This is a genomic window from Pseudomonas fluorescens (assembly GCF_001623525.1).
GTDB classification, from domain to species: domain Bacteria; phylum Pseudomonadota; class Gammaproteobacteria; order Pseudomonadales; family Pseudomonadaceae; genus Aquipseudomonas; species Aquipseudomonas fluorescens_Q.
This window is the reverse complement of record NZ_CP015225.1, coordinates 6,441,659-6,460,624: the sequence shown is the minus strand read 5'-3', so window position 1 is coordinate 6,460,624 and position 18,966 is coordinate 6,441,659. Positions and strand designations below refer to the sequence as shown.

The following is an 18,966-nucleotide window of genomic DNA, read 5'->3' as shown; positions in this document are numbered from 1 at the left end:
ATGCACGCTCAGCCGCTTGACTCAAAAAACTACACCACTCGGTGTACTTTCTAGATTGCATGAATCCCGGTAGCAAGTAAACTGCCGAGTGTAAGTTCTCTCATCTCACCGACGAATTGCCCATGACCGTACCGCAGCGCCTTACCGAGCGAAAACGCGAAGCCATCCTCCAGGCCGCGATTGCTGAATTCCGTAGCAGCGGTTTCGAGATCACCAGCATGGACAAGATTGCGGCGACTGCCGGCGTATCGAAGCGCACGGTGTATAACCATTTTCCGAGCAAGGAAGAATTGTTTGCCGAAATTCTGAATCGGTTATGGAACAGCATTACCGCGGAACAGGACATGCCCTACAGCCCGCGAAAGCCGCTACGGGAGCAGCTGCAAACGTTGCTGCAAGCCAAACTGCACATGCTGGCGGATGAGAACTTCCTTGACCTGGCGCGCATCGCCATCGCCGCAACCATTCATTCCCCGGAGCGGGCCCGGGACATGGTGTCGCGCATGGGCCAGCGGGAAGAAGGCCTGACGGCCTGGATTCGCCAAGCCCAGGCCGATGGCCGGTTGAAACCCGTGGAACCGGCATTTGCCGCCCAGCAAATGCATGGGCTGCTCAAGACGTTCGCCTTCTGGCCGCAGGTCTCGATGGGGCAACCCAGCCTGACCCAGGAGGAGCAAGCCCAGGTGATCGAATCGGCCCTCGACATGTTCCTGAGCCGTTACCAGGCTTGATCAAGAAGTCCTGGCGTGAAGGACTACTGCACCGATGGGTTGTGCACGACCTTCTGGTGCATTTCAGTGGTCAAGTTGTCGATGCGCTCGGTCAATGCCTTGGTCATTTCCGTCAGGCGGGTGTTCTGTTCCAACAACTCAAGCAACTGCGCCGTATTCTGCGCGGACTGGGCCTGGCGCTCGCTGTTGGCGATGGCCAAGGCTTCACGATGCTGGGCATCGGCTTCCGCCTGGGCTTTGTCCCGAGCAGCCTGACGGGTTTGTGCCAGCAAAATCAGCGGCGCGGCATAGGCTGACTGCAGGCTGAACGCCAGGTTCAGCAAAATGAATGGGTAAGCATCGAAATGAAAGACCCCCACCAGGTTCAGGCTGACCCATATCAGCACGATCAAGGTTTGCGCGCCGAGGAACATCGGCGTCCCGAAAAAACGCGCGAACGCCTCCGCTCTCAGCGCAAAGCGGTCATTGCCGAAGGTCGGCGCCAGATGCGCGTGGGGGCGATGAAAACGCAAGTGGTCAACGGGTGCGGCGGGAGTGGGTTGGGAAGACTTCGTCATCGTGATGTTCTCTGCCAAGGGCGGGTGCTTGAGGCACTATAACCGTTGGGGACCATCGTCCATTGAGTCATGCACACCCTACTCGTTAAAAGTCAGAGCCAGCGCAGATTGCGCCCCAGCTCATCGAACAAGCTCACCACCGAGCGCAAGGCCCGGCAGTCAGGGCGAGTCAGGAGCCACAGGGCGGTGTCATACCCCTCCAGCGGTTCGCCAAGGGGTATCAGGCCCTGGTGTTCATCGATCAGAAAGTCCGGCAACGCCGCCACACCCAAGCCGGCTCGCACCAGTTCGGTGACCGAGAGCATGCTGTTGCAGCGATAGGCGGGCACCACGGCGGGTAGATGTTGGCGGCGCCAGGCCACGGTGGGGTGATCCGGGAGGAAATCGTCCGACGCGATCCAGGTCATGGAAGCCAGGTCATCCGTATTCGCCAAGCGCAGGTAGGTGGCGCTGGCGCATACCCGGTATGCCACATCGCCCAGATTTCGACCGACCAGGTGTTCCGGCGGCGTACGGGTCAGGCGTAACGCGATGTCGGCATCGCGGCGGCTCAGGTTGGCGAAGTCGTTCGAGGTGCTCAGCTCAAGGGTCAACGCCGGATACGCGGGCATGAAACGCGCCAGCGCAGGCAGCAGCAACGCTTGCAGGACCGAGTCGCTGCACGTCAAGCGTACCGTCCCGCTGATGACCTCGCCGCCCTGCTCCACCCCCACCCGCGCCGCCTCCAAGGCCTGTTCGGCGCGCTCGGCTTGCTCGGCCAGCGCCTGGGCCAGGCTCGTGGGCAAGTACCCGGAACGGCTTTTTTCGAACAAGGGCTGGCCCAGGGCCGCCTCCAGCCGACGTACCGAACGAAACACCGTGGACACATCCACCTGCAGCAATCGAGCGGCCCGGGCCAGTGAGCCGCCACGGACCAGTGCGAGGATCAGGGACAGGTCGGGATAGTCCAAACGATAGTGCGCTGCTGCATTGATCACTTGTATAAACGCCAATATTGATTGCGTGAACGCCAATCTATAGTGGCGACCAGGAATCAACAAGCGGCGACTCTCCCATGGAAAAACAGCGTCCTTTACACATCGCCCTGGTCGGCGACCATGCCCCCCAGATAACGGCTCATCGGGCAATCCCCATCGCCCTTGAGCTCATCACCAGACAAACCGGCCAAGACATTCACTTCCAATGGTTGGCAACCGACTCCATCGCTGACAACAGCGTTCTAAATGACTTCAACGGCGTCTGGTGCGTGCCCGGCAGTCCTTACCGAAGTGAAGACGGCGCCGTGCAAGCGATTCGTTTTGCCCGCGAACAGCATCGCCCTTTCCTCGGCACCTGCGGTGGTTTTCAGCATGCCGTGCTGGAATACGCGCGCAATGTGATGGGTTGGGCCGATGCCGCCCATGGCGAAACCGATCCCGAAGCTAAACGCGCGCTGTTGACGCCGCTGAGCTGTGCCTTGATCGAAACCATCGATAGCCTTCAGCTCGATGCGGACTCGTTGATTGCCAAGGCTTATGGTCGCCAGATGGTATTCGAGGGCTACCATTGCCGCTTCGGGGTCAACCCGAACTTTGAAGAAGACTTGCTCAATCAGCGCCTGCATCCCGTGGCCCGAGACTCGGCCGGCGGCCTGCGAGCGGTGGAGCTGCAGGACCATCCGTTCTTCGTCGCCACGCTGTTCCAGCCTGAACGTGCCGCATTGGAAGGGCGCGTGCCGCCGCTGGTCAGCGCGTTTGTCCAAGCCTGCGCCAGGACAACGCCATGAACGCCCACTACTACGCAGTGATTTTCACCTCCCTGCGCACCGAGGGGAACCAAGGATACGCCGAAGCCGCCGAGCACATGCTGGCCTTGGCTCGAGAGCAGCCGGGGTTTCTCGGTGTCGAATCGGCGCGTGGCGAAGATGGCCTGGGGATTACCGTGTCCTATTGGAGCGATGAAGCCGCGATCCTGGCCTGGAAGCAGCATCCCGAACACCGCGCGATCCGTGAGCGCGGCCGCTCCACCTGGTATAGCCATTGCCATACGAGGGTGTGCAAGGTCGAACGCGACTATGCCTTCCAACGCCCAATCTAATGTCACAGTGTTTACCGTTGATCAATCTGTAGCGTGATAGCAGGGAAGCTTTTGTGGCGAGGGAGCCTTCTCCGGCTTGAGTGCGCAGCGCTCATCGCTTTTTTGCGGGCCGCTGCGCGACCCGGCGGGAGCAAGCTCCCTCGCCACAGGACCGTGCCATTCCAAAAATCCTTGTGGGCTCCCACAGGATCTCTGTTCAACGCAAGATCGAGGGCTTCAGCCCTCCACCAACTGCCGCACCGCCACGATCTCTGGCAAATCACTGCGGGCCATGTACACCCGCAAGGGTTCGGTGAGGTTGATCCGGTCGTCGATGTGCTGGTCTAGCAGCAACTGGATCCGCTCGCGCTTGAGGGCCATGGTGCCGTCTGCCACGGGGGCCCAGACAAATTCGCAGGTGGGGATGATGCCGTCGTCGGCCACGTCCATGCCGAAAGCGTCTTCGCTGAAACGCACGATGTACTGGCCAGTCTTGCGGTTCAAGCCGACAAAACCCTTGAGCTGGTCGGCGGCCTGGCAGATGAATGTCGAAGTGGTGCGCATGGTAAACCTCATGGATGCGTCCCTCAGGACGTCTGATCAATGGTTTACACGCAGGGCAAGCGGACACAGGATTTAAGGTTTCCCTCTGCCGGGGAAACTGATGCGGCAAGGGTACTGCAAAGCGGCCTGGAAATGCGTGGGAAAAATCTTCTTTGCACAGCTTTATGTCGGTATGGCGATAGCGCCGACCGCGTTCAGTTGTTAAAAGATAGTTTTTTGCACACCGACGAAAGGATTTCGAGCATGCCTGTCACCTTCACCCGCACCGCCTTGATGCTGAGCCTGTTGCTCGGCTTCGGCCAGACCCAAGCGTCCGAGAACCCGAACCCCAAGGCCCTGGCAAGCCTCCAAGGCATTCCGCACCCCGCCGTGATCGCCCACCGCGGGGCCTCGTTCGACGCGCCGGAATCTACCGCTGCCGCCTACAAGCTGGCCCGCGACCTGGGCGCCGATTACCTGGAACTGGACCTGCAACGCAGCAAGGACGGCGTGTTGTTCGTCCTGCATGACGACAGCCTGCTGCGCACCACGGATGTCGCGGTCAAATTCCCCGAGCGTAAGGACAGCACCGCCAACGAATTCACCATGGCGGAGCTCAAAACCCTCGATGCCGGCAGTTGGTTCAACACCGCTTACCCGGATCGCGCGCGCCCTTCGTTCGCCGGCCTGAAGATCCTGACCCTCGATGAAGTGATCAATATCGCCGAGGGCAATCCGCAGCAAAAGCCCGGGCTGTACATCGAAACCAAAGAGCCGAAACTGTTCCCCGGCATCGAGCGCGACCTGAAGGACAAACTGCAAGACCGCGGTTGGCTGAGCCCGGCCGGGTCGAAACTGGCCAAGCGGGCCACGGGGGTCGGCCAGGGCAAGGGCAAAGTCGTCTTGCAGACCTTTGAAAAGAGCAGTCTCGAACTGCTGCACAAAGAGATGCCGAAGGTGCCGAAGATCCTGCTGTTGTGGGTGGGCGAAGGCAACATCGAGCCCAAATCCAAGGTGCCTTTTGCCGAGTCCGGCGAAACGGACAAGGCCGCCTATTACGCCAAGCAGGAACCCAAGGACAAGGCTGAATTCGAAAAGTGGATTCAGTACGCCAAGGCCCAGGGCGCCGTTGGTACCGGGCCATCCGCGGCGTTGACCCATGGCGGCAGCCAGAGTTACGCGGACCTGGTGCAACCGTGGATGAACCAGTACACCCATGACCAGGGTCTGCTGGTGCATGTCTACACCGTGGATGAAGCGGTGGACTTCAAGAAAGTGATGGATGCCGGTGTCGATGGCATCTTCACCAACCGTGCCAATGAGTTGCTCAAGTACTTCCAGCGTCCCGAGACAGGCAGCGTGGCGCAACTATTGGAAAACAATGGCTACTGAGTCGCAAGACGGTTGCCAGGCAACTTGCTTCAGGTTTTTTCGAATTAAGGGTGAATTAAGTTGCCACAGTTAATCTGAGCTCACTTAAACGACTCACCCTTAACGACACCAAGGAAAGAACTCATGAAAACATTGACTGCCCTGTTTACCGCCGCTGCCCTGACCCTGACTGCTGGCCTGGCCCAGGCAGATGTTCGCGTCGATCAGATTCCCCAACTGGTCAAGGAAGGCAAGATCAAGTCCCTTGAGTCGATGAACGACGAAGCCCTGAAGTTGCACCCGGGCGCGACCATCACCGACACCGACCTGGATAACCACTTCAACGGTTATGAATATGAAGTCGAATTGAAAACCGCCGACGGCAAAGAGTTTGATGTTGATTTCGATGCCACGACCGGCAAAGTCTTGAGCAACAAGCAAGACACTTGATCCATCTGCAAAAAAAGAGCCGCGCAACCTTGGGGTTGCGCGGCTCTTTTGCGTTTATCGATACCTGTCGCGAACGACCGTCAGGCACTTAACCGCGCCGTCACTTCATTCAACTGTCCCGACAAACCGTGCAAATCCCGACTGGCGGCTTCGGTGCGCTGCACATTGTCCAGGTTAGTGCTGGCAATGCAGGTGATTTCCGTCAGGTTGCGGGAAATGTCTTCGGCCACGGAAGTCTGCTCTTCGGCTGCGGTGGCGATCTGGCGGTTCATGTCGCGAATCGCTTCGACAGCCTGGGTGATGCGTTCGAGCATCACACCGGCCTGGGTCACTTGCTCCACACTTTCTTCGCTGCGCGATTGCCCACTCTCAATGGCGTGGGCCGCGTCCACCGCTCCCGTTTGTACAGTCTGGATAATCTGGTTGATCTCGATGATTGACGAAGCCGTACGCTGGGCCAGGCTGCGGACCTCATCGGCGACCACCGCGAAACCGCGCCCCGCCTCCCCGGCTCGCGCGGCTTCGATGGCAGCATTGAGGGCCAGCAGGTTGGTCTGTTCGGCGATCCCGCGGATCACCTCCAGCACCTTGCCGATGCGCCCGCTGTCGGTTTCCAACTGACGGATGACCGTGGCCGTGTTGGCGATCTCGCCGCGCATCCGGGTGATGGTGTGAATGGTCCCTTGCATGACCTTCTCGCCCTGTTGCGCCGATTGATCGGCGTCATCGGCCGCCCTTGCAGCGTCAGCCGCATGGCGGGCCACTTCCTGGGCCGTGGCGGACATTTCGTTCATCGCCGTCGCCACCTGATCGGTGCGTTCGAATTGCTCGCTGGTGCCCTGGCTCATCAGGCTGGCGATGGCATTGAGCTCACCGCTGGCACTGTCCAGTTCCGTGGCACTGCGTTGCAGGCGGGTAAAGGTTTCGGCAAGGAAATCGCGCAATGTGTTGGCCGCTACCGCCAGATTGCCCAACTCGTCCTGACGGTTGCTCGTCACACGCTCGGCGAAACGCCCATGGCTGAGTCGGGTCACGTAGTCGATCAGGTTACGGATCGGTTGAACCAGGTTGCGATTGACCAGCCACAGGCTGAACAGCCCAATCAGCACGCCCGACACCAGCATGATCACGGTGCCCAGCATAATCGTGCGATCGGCGCCGGCACTGATCAGCGTCGATTGCTCGGTGCCCAGCTTGCGCAGCTCCACCACCAGCGCACTCATTTGCTCACTGGCCGCACGGTCCACGCCCTTGACCGCCGCATCGCCCGCCGCCGAATCGCCACCGGAGGCGACAAATGCGTCACGGCCCTTTTGGTAGGCAGCACCCAACTGACGATGTTCATCGCGCAGGGCCACGATGCGGGTCTTGATTGGCGCCGGCACACCTTCATGCCCGCTCAATTGGCCAAGGATGTCTTGGACCTCACGCTGACGTTCCTCGAACTGCTTCCAGTATTTATCCAGGTCCGCCGGCTGCTTGCCGCGCAGCAGGACGTTTTTCCATTCCTGCACCTGCACCTTGAACTGCAGGTTGGCCTCGTCGATCAATTGCGAGGCACGCAACGGTCCATCGATCAGGTTGCGATAGTTCTGGACACCATTGGAAAGGAAATGAAAGGACGCCAGGGCGATCAGCAACATCGCCAGCAGGCTGCCGCTCAACAGGGCGAGAATCTGGGCTCGAAGGGATTTTTGTAGAATCATGGGGAGCAATCTCTAAGCAAGAGGAACAGGAACGATGTCCCGCCCCCATGTCCGCAACACAGCGAATACGGGGGATATGTACACGACATCGGCCTGCCCGGGGCATTCTTGAAACTAGGCGACTGCCGGTAGCGCCAGCTTGGCGGTGCGGATGGAACTGTCACAAAACCATCAAGAAAGCTTGCGAAGATGGCGTTCAAGTGAACCTGTAGCCGCGACAGGCACTTCCCGCCAGCGAGACTTCATGAACCACAGCCTTGATCAAAGCCACCGTGATCCGGACCTGTTCGGCCTGCTTTACGGGTTCCGTTTCCGCCCCGGCGAACGCGGGCAGGAAATCGATTCGGCCCAGGCCTTACGGAGCCTGCAACACCCGCAAGACTCGGATGAGTTCCTCTGGCTGCACCTGAACCTGGCCCACGCTGCGTGCGAGCGCTGGATGAAAGGTCACCTGGCCCTGCCCCAGGAATTTTTCGAAGCCTTGCACGAAGGCTCGCGCTCGACCCGCATCGAGCATGTCGACTCGGCGTTGCTGGCCGTAGTGAACGATGTCGTGTTCAACCTCAGCAATATGGTGTCCTCGGATGTCTCCACCTTGTGGGTTTGCGTGCACAGCCGATTGATCGTCAGCGCGCGCCTGCAACCCTTGCACTCGGTCGACAAGCTGCGCTCGTCGGTGAAGGCCGGCGAGTGCTTTCGCTCGCCAGTGGAATTACTCGTGCACTTGCTGCGCGACCAGGGCGAAGTGCTGACCCAGATCGTGCGCAAGACCAGCCTGAGCGTCGACCAGGTCGAAGATCAATTGCTGTCCTCGCGGCTGTCCACCAACCGCGCCGAGCTGGGCAGCAACCGCCGGGTGCTGGTGCGCTTGCAGCGCTTGCTGGCCCTGGAGCCGGGTTCATTGCTACGTCTGCTCAACCGCCCGCCGCAATGGTTGCAGAAAGAAGACGTCAAGGAGCTGCGCAAATCCACCGAGGAGTTCGCCCTGATCATCAACGACCTCACCGCGTTGAGTGAACGGATCAAGCTGCTCCAGGAAGAAATCGCCGCCAATCTCAACGAACAAAGCAACCGCACCCTGTTCACCCTGACGGTGGTCACGGTATTGGCGTTGCCCATCAACATCATTGCCGGGTTCTTTGGCATGAACGTCGGTGGCGTGCCGCTTGCCAGCGATCCCGAAGGCTTCTGGATCCTGGTGGCACTGGTGGCAACCTTCACGCTGATTGCCGGCCGCTGGGCATTTCGCAAGCGAGGTGACTATTGAACATGACGTGTCTAGACAATCCCTTTTGTCGGCCCGACGGGATTTAAAAGTCTTTTTGTCATTTCTCCTGCTGTATCCTGCCCAGGCTTTGTAAAAGCGCGGATCTACCAGATCTATCCACAGACCTTGCGAGGAGCGCGATATGCACGAGATCCCTAATCTCCCCTTCCCAAGCCTGCACGACACTGAGCAGACGACCACGCTACAAGCCGGGGGGCAAGCAGACGCCCAGCAACCCGAGCCAAAAGAAGCCACTGAACGCCGCCAGGCCGACAGCGAAGACTGATTGACCCGCACCACCAGACCGTGTGGAAAGCGCTAAGATGCGCTTTCCACACCGCCTGAACCCCGAGCCCTCCATGACCGATGACACCCCTCCATTCAGCGAAGCCCAGGCCAGCGTGCTGATCGGCACTGCCGAAAAAATGGTCGATATCTGGACCCGCCTTCCTGCCGAGAAACGAGCGGCCCTGCTGGCGCGTTTTGGCAGCGAAGAAAACGCCATCGCCGCACTGGTCACCACACGCCTGCTCAGCGGTGAGAGCGGCAACTGAACCACCATTGGGCAAATAGTTTTACTTTTCTGCGCCCTGACCCCACGGTCGCCGTTATCATAAGCAGCCTATCTATCCTGCTGCTCCGTGGACCTTTACCCCATGTCAGATTCCCAGCGCCCCCTGGCGGTCACGCTGCAAGTCGTTTCCATCGTCCTGTTCACCTTCATCGGCTACCTGAATATCGGCATTCCCCTGGCCGTGCTGCCCGGGTTCGTCCACGGCGAACTGGGCTTCGGCGCGGTGATCGCCGGGTTGGTGATCAGCGTGCAATACCTGGCCACCCTGCTCAGTCGTCCTTACGCCGGGCGAATCATCGATAACCTGGGGAGCAAGCGCGCGGTGATGTTCGGCCTCGCCGGCTGCGGACTGAGCGGCGTGTTCATGCTGGTCTCTGCCTGGACGCCCCACCTGCCCACGTTCAGCCTGATCAGCCTGCTGATCGGTCGTCTGGTGCTCGGCAGCGCGGAAAGCCTGGTGGGCTCCGGTTCGATTGGCTGGGGCATCGGCCGGGTCGGCGCGGCGAATACCGCCAAGGTGATTTCCTGGAACGGTATCGCCAGTTACGGCGCGCTGGCGATCGGCGCACCGCTGGGGGTGTGGCTGGTCAATGCGCTGGGGCTGTGGAGCATGGGCGTTAGCATTATCTTGCTCGGTTTGCTGGGGTTGGCATTGGCCTGGCGCAAAACCGCCGCGCCCATCGTCACTGGCGAACGCCTGCCGTTCATGCACGTGCTGGGGCGCGTCCTGCCCCACGGCTGCGGCCTGGCCCTGGGCTCCATCGGGTTTGGCACCATCGCCACGTTCATCACCCTGTACTACGCAACCCAGCATTGGGACAACGCGGTGTTGTGCCTGAGCCTGTTCGGCGCCAGCTTCATCGGCGCGCGCTTGCTCTTTGGCAACCTGATCAACCGAATGGGCGGCTTCCGCGTCGCCATTGCCTGCCTGTCGGTGGAAACCCTGGGCCTGTTGCTGTTGTGGCTCGCACCGGATGCCCACTGGGCCCTGGCGGGCGCGGCGTTGAGCGGTTTCGGCTTCTCCCTGGTGTTTCCTGCGCTGGGCGTGGAAGCGGTCAACCTGGTGCCGGCCTCCAGCCGTGGGGCGGCGGTGGGGGCTTATTCACTGTTCATTGATTTGTCGCTGGGGATCACCGGACCGCTGGCCGGTGCGATTGCTGCGGGCTTCGGCTTTGCCTCGATCTTTCTGTTCGCCGCATTCGCGGCCCTGGGCGGGTTGGCATTGAGTGTCTATCTGTACCGACAGGCGCCGAGGCATCGCCAGGAACGGGAGAAAAGCTAGAAGTCCACCTTGCCGCGGCCGGCCTTGATCGAGCCGCGCTTGGTCTTGGATTCCAGGCGACGCTTTTTCGAACCCAGGGTCGGTTTGGTCGGACGGCGCTTCTTCTCGACCTTGGTGGCGCTGAGGATCAGCTCGAGCAGGCGCTCCAGGGCATCGGCCCGGTTCTGTTCCTGGGTGCGGTACTGCTGGGCCTTGATGATCAATACACCGTCGCTGGTAATGCGACTGTCACGCAGGGCCAGCAGCCGCTCCTTGTAGAACTCGGGCAGCGACGAGGCCGGAATGTCGAAGCGCAAATGCACGGCACTGGAGACCTTGTTGACGTTCTGCCCCCCGGCCCCCTGGGCGCGGATGGCCGTCAACTCGATCTCGGCATCCGGGATGTGCACGGTGTTGGAAATCGCCAGCATGGAAAGTGTCCGGTATCAGGCCCCACAGGATACCGCGAATCCCCCCGGCAACGCCTAACCCTGTGGGAGGTGTGAGCCGGAAACGACAAACCCGGCACTTGGCCTAATGCGGTTCATTCAAGAAAAATGATGGACCTGTGGCGAGGGAGCTTGCTCCCGTTCGGCTGCGAAGCAGGCGTAAACCGGCGGGTGCGGTATGTCTGATGCTCCGCATCTGGCAGGTTTTGGGGCCGCTTCGCGGCCCAGCGGGAGCAAGCTCCCTCGCCACGGGTTTGTCGATTGCCTTGAGTGAACCGCATTACGGCACTTCGCCGGGTTTGTTGTATTTTCAAGATGGATTACTTGGCTGCAGCCGCCACAGCCAGTTCCTGCCGCGCACTGCGCTTGTTCTTGATCCAATAGCACACGGCCATGAACACCACCCACACCGGAATCGCATAGACCGATACCTGGATGCCCGGGATCAACAACATCACGCCCAGGATGAACACCACGAACGCCAGGCAGATGTAGTTGCCGTACGGGTACCACAGCGCCTTGAACAGCGGCGTCTGATGGGTCTGGTTCATGTGCTGGCGGAACTTGAAGTGCGAGTAGCTGATCATCGCCCAGTTGATCACCAGGGTCGCGACCACCAGCGACATCAGCAACTCCAGCGCATGTTGCGGGATCAGGTAATTCAACAGCACCGCCACCAGCGTGACCGCCGCCGACGCGAGGATCGAACGCACCGGCACGCCGCGCTTGTCGATCTTGGACAAGACCTTGGGCGCATCGCCCTGCTCGGCCATGCCCAGCAACATACGGCTGTTGCAATAGGTGCCGCTGTTGTACACCGACAGCGCGGCGGTCAGCACCACGAAGTTGAGGATATGCGCCGCGGTGTTGCTGCCCAGCATCGAGAACACCTGCACGAACGGGCTGCCGCTGTAGGCATCGCCGGAGGCGTTGAGCGTGCTCAGCAGGCTGTCCCAGGGCGTCAGGGACAGCAGCACCACGAGCGCACCGATGTAGAAAATCAGGATCCGGTAGATCACCTGGTTAATGGCCTTGGGGATCACGGTTTTCGGTTTGTCGGCCTCAGCGGCGGTGAAACCGAGCATTTCCAGGCCACCAAAAGAGAACATGATGATCGCCATGGCCATCACCAGGCCGCTGACGCCGTTGGGGAAAAACCCACCATGGGACCACAGGTTGGTCACCGACGCTTGCGGGCCGCCGTGGCCACTGACCAGCAAATAGCTGCCCAGGGCAATCATGCCGACAATCGCCACGACCTTGATGATCGCGAACCAGAACTCGGCCTCGCCGAAGACTTTGACGTTGGCCAGGTTGATGACGTTGATCAGGATGAAAAACGCCGCCGCCGACACCCAGGTCGGGATATCCGGCGCCCAGTAATGGATGTACTTGCCCACTGCGGTCAGTTCGGACATGCCCACCAGGATGTAGAGAATCCAGCAGTTCCAACCCGACAGGAACCCGGCGAAACCGCCCCAGTACTTGTGGGCGAAATGGCTGAAGGACCCGGCGACTGGCTCTTCGACGATCATTTCGCCCAACTGGCGCATGATCATGAAGGCGATGAAGCCGCAGATGGCGTAGCCAAGGATCATCGACGGGCCGGCTGATTTCAGCACCCCCGCCGAGCCGAGAAACAAGCCAGTGCCGATCGCGCCACCGAGGGCGATCAGTTGAATGTGGCGATTTTTCAGGCCGCGTTTCAGCTCGCCCGAATGCGAGTTTTGTCCACTCATGAAAAGGGTCTCACGCAAGGTTTGATGATGTTCGTTAGACGTTGCCGCTCGAATCGGATCTCAAGCAGCGCCGATCAAACCCCAGCGCAGGCACCAGGAATTCAGCGTTTTTACAACGGTCATGCGTCACCTGTTTGTTTTTATCTGTGACGAAATCGAACCCGACACGCTTGTGGCGTGACGGAGTGAACAAGGCGGATAACCTTGAAAGTGCGTGGGTACGCGAAGGGTCACAGTAAAACGCGGCGCATTGTACACCGCTGACCCCCTGCTGCCAGACACCACCGGATCAGCGTGTCGTTTGCCGGGATTGCATGGGGCCGCCCCGAACAGGCCGGGCGGCTGCAAAAAAGTGTCCAGGCCCTTGCGAGCCCCTGAAGGGTGTAGCGCTAAAAACGCTACGACGGGAGAAATGCACTTGAGCTGCGGCGTTCATTGCGCCTCCTTCTTGTTATTCACCTGCACGACAGGCATGGGGCGCATCTCACCCTGCCCATCGATTCGAAACAAGCGGGCCAGAGCCTCGCAACCCCCTGCAGGGCGGGGCTTACGGAAGTTTTTTCTTACGCTTTGGGAAAACCACGTTTCAGCCCCTCTCGGCCGGCCTTTTACGTCAACATTTCTTTACAGCCCGTCACGCAAACTTTCCAAGTAGGAAATTTCCGTAAGCTGACTGCAAATTGACGGTAGGTAGCTACCTATTTAAAAAAACACCCAGGCGGCTGTTTTTGAATGAGTAATGTCGTCGCTAAAAATGGAACAAAAAGTTCAAACGAAAAAAAATAAATTATTTTTTTGCAATCCAAAATTCCCTCGACTAGGTTTTCAGCGACTTGCCAAGGCATCGTGCCGACAAGTTCTGCGGTGCCGTCGCCGGCCTGTTTCCACTCGCCGAAGCGAGCCGCTTATTTCCGTAAAAGTCATCTAGGAGATTCACTATGCAAGCACTGGACAAAGACTTGGAAACCGAACTGCAACTGGACGAATGGTTTGAAGCCCCAACCCATGAAGCCGCCGTTGAAATGATGCAGGCCGATGCCGTCGTTCCATTCGGCACGGCGATGTGGCCTCTGTAGGCACCGCCCGGCGGAGGCGATCCGGCCGGTCGACTCCGCCACTTTTGCCGGTTGTCAGGGACGTTTAATGAACTTGTCAGGGAAGAATAAGCATGGACACGCAACGAGCCATCTCACATTTCCTTTACTACCTCGAACACCATCCCGCCCTGGCCGGCATCCAGCCCGCCAAGGTGTTGCTCGGCCATACCGCTGACTACGAAGCGCTGACCGGCGCCATCGCCGAACAGGCGGGCAGCGGCTCGCCTTTCCGGTTCAGTGCCATGCGCCTGGACCTCGAACCCACGGAGCGCCTGTCCAAGGCCATTGCCGACAGCGATCTGTATATTTTCTTCTACGACTCCTCCACCCTGCCCAACCCTCGTCCCGACGGCCCGGACTTTGTCCGCGCACTGCAAGGCGTGATGGCCGACAACTGGAAGAAATCGCTGCTGTTCAAGGACTACGGCGACTACTTCTACGACACCTTCAGCGTGATTCCCCAGCGTATCGCCGGGCTCAACAGTCACCTGATCCGACGCATGTCCCAGGCGGCGACCCTGAGTTTCCAGGATGACCACGGTTCATATTTCGACACAGTCCTGGGCGGCGTGAAGAAGTGGACCGACATCAACGGCCTCGGCAACTACGACCTGGCGCCCGGCGAAATCGCCACTCACAGCGACACCATCAATGGTCGGGTGAATTTCGTCGGCACCTTCCTGAGCACCATCCCGTTCGCACGTAAATACGGCGTGCTGCAATCGCCGCTGGAGCTGTGGATCGAAGACTCCACCATCCAGAAAATCGCCACCGACGTACCGGGCCTGGAGCACGACTTCAACAAGTACCTGGACGCCAACCCGTCCAATCGCCGCATCGAGGAACTGGGAATCGGCACCAATGAAGGGGTCAAGAGTCTTTATGCACGCAACGCCGGTTTCGAGGAGCGCCATTGCGGCCTGCACCTGGGACTCGGTGGCGGGGCCAAGGGCAGCCATCACCTGGACCTGATTTTCGAGAGCGGCGTATTGGCGCTGGATAACGAGCCGATGTTTGATGGGCGGTTTGTGCTTTAGGGGCAGTTGCAAGCGGCGAGCTTCAAGCGGCAAGAAAGAGCGAGCAGCCTCTGGATCGTGGTGTGGAGCTGCTCGCGAAGACGGCCGCACCGGCAGCGTATCAATAACGCCAGACACAAAAACGGCAACCTAGTGGTTGCCGTTTTTTCTTGCAGCTTGCAGCTAGAAGCTCATGGCTGCCTCACTCCGGCTTACGACGCCCGAACCCCGGACGCTGTCCCGAACCTGCCGGTGCACCACGGCGCTTGCCCGATGGCGCATCGCGATCGGCCAGGACGATACCCGGGCGCTTTTTCGGCGCGGGCTTGGCCGGACGCTTGGTGTCGGCCGGGCGATCGGCGACTGGCGTACCGCGGCCAGCCGGAGCACCGCGCCCCTCACCACGTTCAGTCCGACCATTGGCCGGACGCGGCGTACGTGGGCCACGCTCGCCGTCCTGGCGAGGTGCAGGCTTGCGGGCCGGGCGCTCGCCTTCGATCTGCGGCTCGCGTGAAGGACGCGGCCCCGTCGGTGCGCCTTCAGCAGCCGGACGCAGCGTACGCACGCGCTCGGTCTTGCCCATCGGGCGCGAGGATTTACGCTGCATCCGCTCCAGCTTGTCCTTGCTCTTGGCGGTCATCTGCGGCATCGCCACCGGCTTGAGACCCACTTCGGCCGCCAGGATGTCGACTTCGTACTGGCTCATTTCGCGCCAGCGGCCCATCGGCAGGTCGGAGTTGAGGAACACCGGGCCGAAACGCACGCGCTTGAGGCGGCTGACCACCAGCCCCTGGGATTCCCACAAACGCCGTACTTCACGGTTACGGCCTTCCATCACCACGCAGTGATACCAGTGGTTGAAGCCTTCACCGCCGGGCGCCTGCTTGATGTCGGTGAAACGCGCCGGGCCGTCTTCCAGCACAACGCCGGCCTTGAGGCGCTCGATCATCTCGTCGTCGACTTCGCCACGCACACGCACGGCGTATTCGCGGTCCATCTCGTAGGACGGGTGCATCAAACGGTTGGCCAGCTCACCGTCGGTGGTGAACATCAGCAAACCGGTGGTGTTGATGTCCAGGCGACCGATGTTGATCCAGCGGCCTTCTTTCGGACGCGGCATCTTGTCGAACACGGTCGGACGGCCTTCCGGATCGTCGCGGGTGCAGATCTCGCCGTCGGGCTTGTTGTACATGATCACGCGGCGCACCGTTTCGGCGGCCTCTTCGCGCTTGATCACCTTGCCATCGATGGTGATGGCGTCGTGCATGTCGACACGCAGGCCCAAGATGGCATCTTTGCCATTGACCTTGATCCGGCCCTGAGTGATCCAGGCTTCCACGTCACGGCGCGAACCGACGCCGATACGGGCGAGGACTTTTTGCAGCTTCTCGCCTGCTGGGCCGATTTCCTGGCTGTCGTTCTGGTCTTGGTCTTTCATTCTGGGCACCTCCCGGTGTGGTCGGGTCAGGCTTGGCCTGACGCTTTGAAAACGGGTCTTGGACGAAGGGATCGCCAAAGGGTCGCGAATCATACGCCTGTTGAGGCAATTGCGCATCTGAGACTAGCTGATCAACCCAGGCTCAGCGCTTTTTCCGCCGACCGGTGGCTGAAGTCCCCTGTGGGAGCCGAGCTTGCTCGCGATAGCGGTGGGTCAGCTTGCATTGATGCTGAATGTTCCTCTGTCATCGCGAGCAAGCTCGGCTCCCACAGGCGACCGCGTTCCAAACCAGTTGAATCAATCGTCGAACTGGCGCCGTTCGTTTTCGATCGCTTCGGCCAGGGCGCGGGCTTCGGCTTCCTCGTCGCTCAGTTCGGGTTCCGGCGGTTGGAGGGCGGCGACGGCGGCCAGCAGTTTTTCCCGGGCTTCGGCAACGCCGAGGATGTCCTCTTCCGGCTCAGGTTCAGGCTCCGACTCGCTGTCAGGCTCCGGCAACTCATCCGTCTCGCCTTCAGGCCCCGGCCCCTCACGCAGCAGGTCGTCGAAATCGGTCTTCAAGCCCTCCTCCATGGTGTCCAGCTCCAGCAACAACGAGTGGAAACTGGTCTCTTCCTTCGGCTCCTCAGGCTCGGCACTGGCGTCGGCCAATTCCTGCAGGCCCTGGGGCACCGGGGCGTCGTCGAATTCCAGCATCGGTTCGGGTTCCAGCTCCCGCAGTTCGGCCAGCGGCGGCAGGTCATCCAGGTTCTTCAGGTTGAAGTGATCGAGAAAGGCCTTGGTGGTGGCGAACATCGCCGGTTTGCCGGGCACATCGCGATAGCCGACGACGCGGATCCACTCGCGCTCCAACAGCGTCTTGACGATATGGCTGTTGACCGCCACGCCGCGCACATCTTCGATCTCGCCCCGGGTGATCGGTTGACGATAGGCAATCAATGCCATGGTTTCGAGCATGGCGCGGGAGTAGCGCTGCGGCCGCTCCTCCCACAGGCGCCCGACCCATGGCGCGAACTTCTCGCGGATCTGCAGGCGATAACCGGACGCCACTTCCTTGAGCTCGAAGGCCCGTCCCTCGCAGGATTTGCCCAGCAGCGTCAGGGCTTTCTTGAACACGGCCGGCTCAGGTCGCTCGCCTTCTTCGAAGAGTTCGAACAGGCGCTCCATCGATTGCGGCTTTCCCGAGGCCAACAGGAAAGCTTCAAGCAAGGGGGCCAGCTCGCGGGGTTCAGTCAGATTCATTGATTTGCTCGTTATTCGGCTCGTGCCCGCACATGGATCGCTGCGAACGGCTCATTCTGTACCAGCTCGACCAAGGATTCCTTGACCAATTCCAAGACCGCCATAAACGTCACAACGACCCCCAGGCGCCCTTCCTCGGCGGTGAACAGCTCGACGAACGGCACAAAACCGCCGCCCTTGAGCCGCTCCAGCACATCGCTCATGCGCTCGCGGGTGGACAGCGCTTCGCGGCTGACCTGATGACTTTCAAACATATCGCCCCGGCGCAGGACCTCAGCCATGGACATCAGCAACTCTTCCAGGCTCACATCCGGCAGCAACTTGCGCGCCCGCGCCTCGGGGGCATCGAGTTTGGGCACCACCACATCGCGCCCGACCCGGTTCAAACCATCGAGGCCTTCGGCTGCGACCTTGAAGCGTTCGTACTCCTGCAAACGACGGATCAGTTCGGCCCGCGGGTCGTCCTCTTCCGCTTCGACCTCAGCCGAGCGCGGCAGCAGCATCCGCGACTTGATCTCGGCCAGCATGGCGGCCATCACCAGGTACTCGGCCGCCAGTTCCAGGCGCACCGACTGCATCAACTCGACGTAGCCCATGTACTGGCGGGTGATTTCCGCCACGGGGATGTCGAGGATGTTGATGTTCTGTTTGCGAATCAGGTACAGCAGCAAGTCAAGCGGGCCCTCGAAGGCTTCGAGGAACACTTCCAGCGCATCCGGCGGAATGTACAGGTCCAGGGGCATTTCCATGACCGCCTGGCCATAGACCATGGCGAACGGCAGCTCCTGCTGCGCGCCGGCCTGGCTGTCTGTACGCTCCACGGCGGTTTCCACGGCGGACATTCAGGCCTCGACCATGAACGGCGTCGGATCGCCACAACCGACGCGCACCACCTGGGGCTCGCCATCGGCCAGGTTGATCACCGTGGACGCCGACATGCCGCCGAAACCGCCGTCGATGATCAGGTCCACCTGATGCTCGAGGATCTGGCGCATCTCATAGGGATCGGTCAATGGATCGGTCTCGCCGGGCATGATCAGCGTCACGCTCATCAGCGGCTCACCCAGTTCCGCCAGCAGCGCCAGGGCAATGGGATGGCTTGGCACCCGCAGGCCGATGGTGCGCTTTTTCGGGTGCAGCAACAGCCGCGGGACTTCCCGCGTAGCATTGAGAATAAAGGTGTATGGCCCCGGCAAATGCGCCTTGAGCAGGCGGAAGGTGCCGGTGTCGATCTTGGCGAACAGGCCCAACTGCGACAGGTCGCTGCAGATGAGCGCGAAGTTGTGCTTGTCATCCAGTTGACGCAGGCGTCTGACACGCTCCACGGCATTCTTGTCGCCGATCTGGCAACCGATGGCATAGGACGAGTCGGTGGGATAGACCACCACGCCACCGCTACGAATAATCTCCACGGCCTGTTTGATCAGGCGCGCTTGCGGGTTTTCCGGATGAATCTGGAAAAATTGACTCACG

General features: G+C 60.5%; 21 protein-coding genes. 11 read left to right on the top strand and 10 right to left on the bottom strand.

Annotation, left to right across the window (positions count from 1 at the left end):
• Positions 1–122: 122 nt before the first annotated feature.
• On the top strand, positions 123–731 hold the full coding sequence (locus tag TK06_RS28115) for a TetR/AcrR family transcriptional regulator (RefSeq protein WP_063324694.1): 609 nt from the start codon (positions 123–125) through the stop codon (positions 729–731).
• 23 nt (positions 732–754) lie between these two features.
• Here TK06_RS28115 and TK06_RS28110 read toward each other — a convergent pair whose 3' ends face one another.
• Together TK06_RS28110 and TK06_RS28105 are read right to left on the bottom strand one after the other, a co-directional pair.
• Positions 755–1,288 carry a DUF1003 domain-containing protein gene (locus tag TK06_RS28110; protein WP_063324693.1) on the bottom strand — a complete coding sequence of 178 codons (534 nt, stop codon included), beginning with the start codon at positions 1,286–1,288 and terminating at the stop codon, positions 755–757.
• 92 nt (positions 1,289–1,380) lie between these two features.
• Positions 1,381–2,328, bottom strand: coding sequence for a LysR family transcriptional regulator (locus TK06_RS28105; protein ID WP_086936733.1), 948 nt, complete (start codon positions 2,326–2,328; stop codon positions 1,381–1,383).
• Between the two features lie 14 nt (positions 2,329–2,342).
• Between TK06_RS28105 and TK06_RS28100 the strand changes: the two genes are divergently transcribed.
• Complete coding sequence (locus TK06_RS28100) at positions 2,343–3,053, top strand: CTP synthase C-terminal region-related (seleno)protein (protein ID WP_063324691.1); 711 nt, start codon at positions 2,343–2,345, stop codon at positions 3,051–3,053.
• The gene (locus TK06_RS28095) at positions 3,050–3,364 is read left to right on the top strand and encodes an antibiotic biosynthesis monooxygenase family protein (protein ID WP_063324690.1); all 315 of its coding nucleotides are present in this window, start codon (positions 3,050–3,052) and stop codon (positions 3,362–3,364) included. The genes TK06_RS28100 and TK06_RS28095 overlap by 4 nt, the downstream gene beginning before the upstream one ends.
• 216 nt (positions 3,365–3,580) lie before the next feature.
• Here the strand turns inward: TK06_RS28095 and TK06_RS28090 are convergent, their stop codons facing one another.
• On the bottom strand, positions 3,581–3,907 hold the full coding sequence (locus TK06_RS28090; protein WP_063324689.1) for a DUF2025 family protein: 327 nt from the start codon (positions 3,905–3,907) through the stop codon (positions 3,581–3,583).
• 243 nt (positions 3,908–4,150) lie between these two features.
• On the opposite strand from TK06_RS28090, the gene TK06_RS28085 reads away from it, so the two are divergent.
• Entirely contained in the window at positions 4,151–5,278 is a 1,128-nt protein-coding gene (locus TK06_RS28085; RefSeq protein WP_063324688.1) for a glycerophosphodiester phosphodiesterase, read from the top strand.
• 123 nt (positions 5,279–5,401) lie between these two features.
• Positions 5,402–5,707 (top strand): PepSY domain-containing protein, encoded by a 306-nt coding sequence (locus TK06_RS28080; protein WP_063324687.1) that lies wholly within the window; start codon positions 5,402–5,404, stop codon positions 5,705–5,707.
• Positions 5,708–5,787: 80 nt separating this feature from the next.
• Here TK06_RS28080 and TK06_RS28075 read toward each other — a convergent pair whose 3' ends face one another.
• Positions 5,788–7,413: a methyl-accepting chemotaxis protein gene (locus TK06_RS28075; RefSeq protein WP_063324686.1), complete on the bottom strand. Its 1,626-nt coding sequence runs from the start codon at positions 7,411–7,413 to the stop codon at positions 5,788–5,790.
• A gap of 244 nt (positions 7,414–7,657) precedes the next feature.
• Between TK06_RS28075 and TK06_RS28070 the strand changes: the two genes are divergently transcribed.
• The 4 genes from TK06_RS28070 to TK06_RS28060 all read left to right on the top strand — a co-directional run bounded on the left by TK06_RS28070 (position 7,658) and on the right by TK06_RS28060 (position 10,536).
• Positions 7,658–8,680, top strand: a complete 1,023-nt coding sequence (locus TK06_RS28070; protein ID WP_063324685.1) for a transporter — start codon at positions 7,658–7,660, stop codon at positions 8,678–8,680.
• Between the two features lie 142 nt (positions 8,681–8,822).
• Positions 8,823–8,966: a hypothetical protein gene (locus tag TK06_RS32830; protein WP_003204853.1), complete on the top strand. Its 144-nt coding sequence runs from the start codon at positions 8,823–8,825 to the stop codon at positions 8,964–8,966.
• Between the two features lie 37 nt (positions 8,967–9,003).
• Positions 9,004–9,234 (top strand): hypothetical protein, encoded by a 231-nt coding sequence (locus TK06_RS28065; protein ID WP_086936732.1) that lies wholly within the window; start codon positions 9,004–9,006, stop codon positions 9,232–9,234.
• Between the two features lie 102 nt (positions 9,235–9,336).
• On the top strand, positions 9,337–10,536 hold the full coding sequence (locus TK06_RS28060; protein WP_063324684.1) for an MFS transporter: 1,200 nt from the start codon (positions 9,337–9,339) through the stop codon (positions 10,534–10,536).
• Here TK06_RS28060 and arfB read toward each other — a convergent pair.
• Together arfB and TK06_RS28050 are read right to left on the bottom strand one after the other, a co-directional pair.
• Positions 10,533–10,946: an alternative ribosome rescue aminoacyl-tRNA hydrolase ArfB gene (gene arfB / locus TK06_RS28055; protein WP_063324683.1), complete on the bottom strand. Its 414-nt coding sequence runs from the start codon at positions 10,944–10,946 to the stop codon at positions 10,533–10,535. The genes TK06_RS28060 and arfB overlap by 4 nt on opposite strands.
• 338 nt (positions 10,947–11,284) lie before the next feature.
• Positions 11,285–12,703, bottom strand: a complete 1,419-nt coding sequence (locus tag TK06_RS28050; protein WP_063324682.1) for an amino acid permease — start codon at positions 12,701–12,703, stop codon at positions 11,285–11,287.
• Positions 12,704–13,641: 938 nt separating this feature from the next.
• Between TK06_RS28050 and TK06_RS32825 the strand changes: the two genes are divergently transcribed.
• Complete coding sequence (locus tag TK06_RS32825; protein WP_003178782.1) at positions 13,642–13,779, top strand: hypothetical protein; 138 nt, start codon at positions 13,642–13,644, stop codon at positions 13,777–13,779.
• Positions 13,780–13,871: 92 nt separating this feature from the next.
• Complete coding sequence (locus TK06_RS28045) at positions 13,872–14,837, top strand: hypothetical protein (RefSeq protein WP_063324681.1); 966 nt, start codon at positions 13,872–13,874, stop codon at positions 14,835–14,837.
• Positions 14,838–15,018: 181 nt separating this feature from the next.
• Here TK06_RS28045 and rluB read toward each other — a convergent pair whose 3' ends face one another.
• From rluB to TK06_RS28025, 4 genes are all read right to left on the bottom strand, one after another.
• Positions 15,019–16,254, bottom strand: coding sequence for a 23S rRNA pseudouridine(2605) synthase RluB (rluB, locus tag TK06_RS28040; RefSeq protein WP_063324680.1), 1,236 nt, complete (start codon positions 16,252–16,254; stop codon positions 15,019–15,021).
• Positions 16,255–16,551: 297 nt separating this feature from the next.
• On the bottom strand, positions 16,552–17,493 hold the full coding sequence (gene scpB / locus TK06_RS28035; RefSeq protein ID WP_063324679.1) for an SMC-Scp complex subunit ScpB: 942 nt from the start codon (positions 17,491–17,493) through the stop codon (positions 16,552–16,554).
• Between the two features lie 11 nt (positions 17,494–17,504).
• Positions 17,505–18,203 carry a segregation and condensation protein A gene (locus TK06_RS28030; protein ID WP_165826070.1) on the bottom strand — a complete coding sequence of 233 codons (699 nt, stop codon included), beginning with the start codon at positions 18,201–18,203 and terminating at the stop codon, positions 17,505–17,507.
• Between the two features lie 132 nt (positions 18,204–18,335).
• Positions 18,336–18,965, bottom strand: a complete 630-nt coding sequence (locus tag TK06_RS28025) for an L-threonylcarbamoyladenylate synthase (protein ID WP_063325238.1) — start codon at positions 18,963–18,965, stop codon at positions 18,336–18,338.
• Position 18,966: the final 1 nt, after the last annotated feature.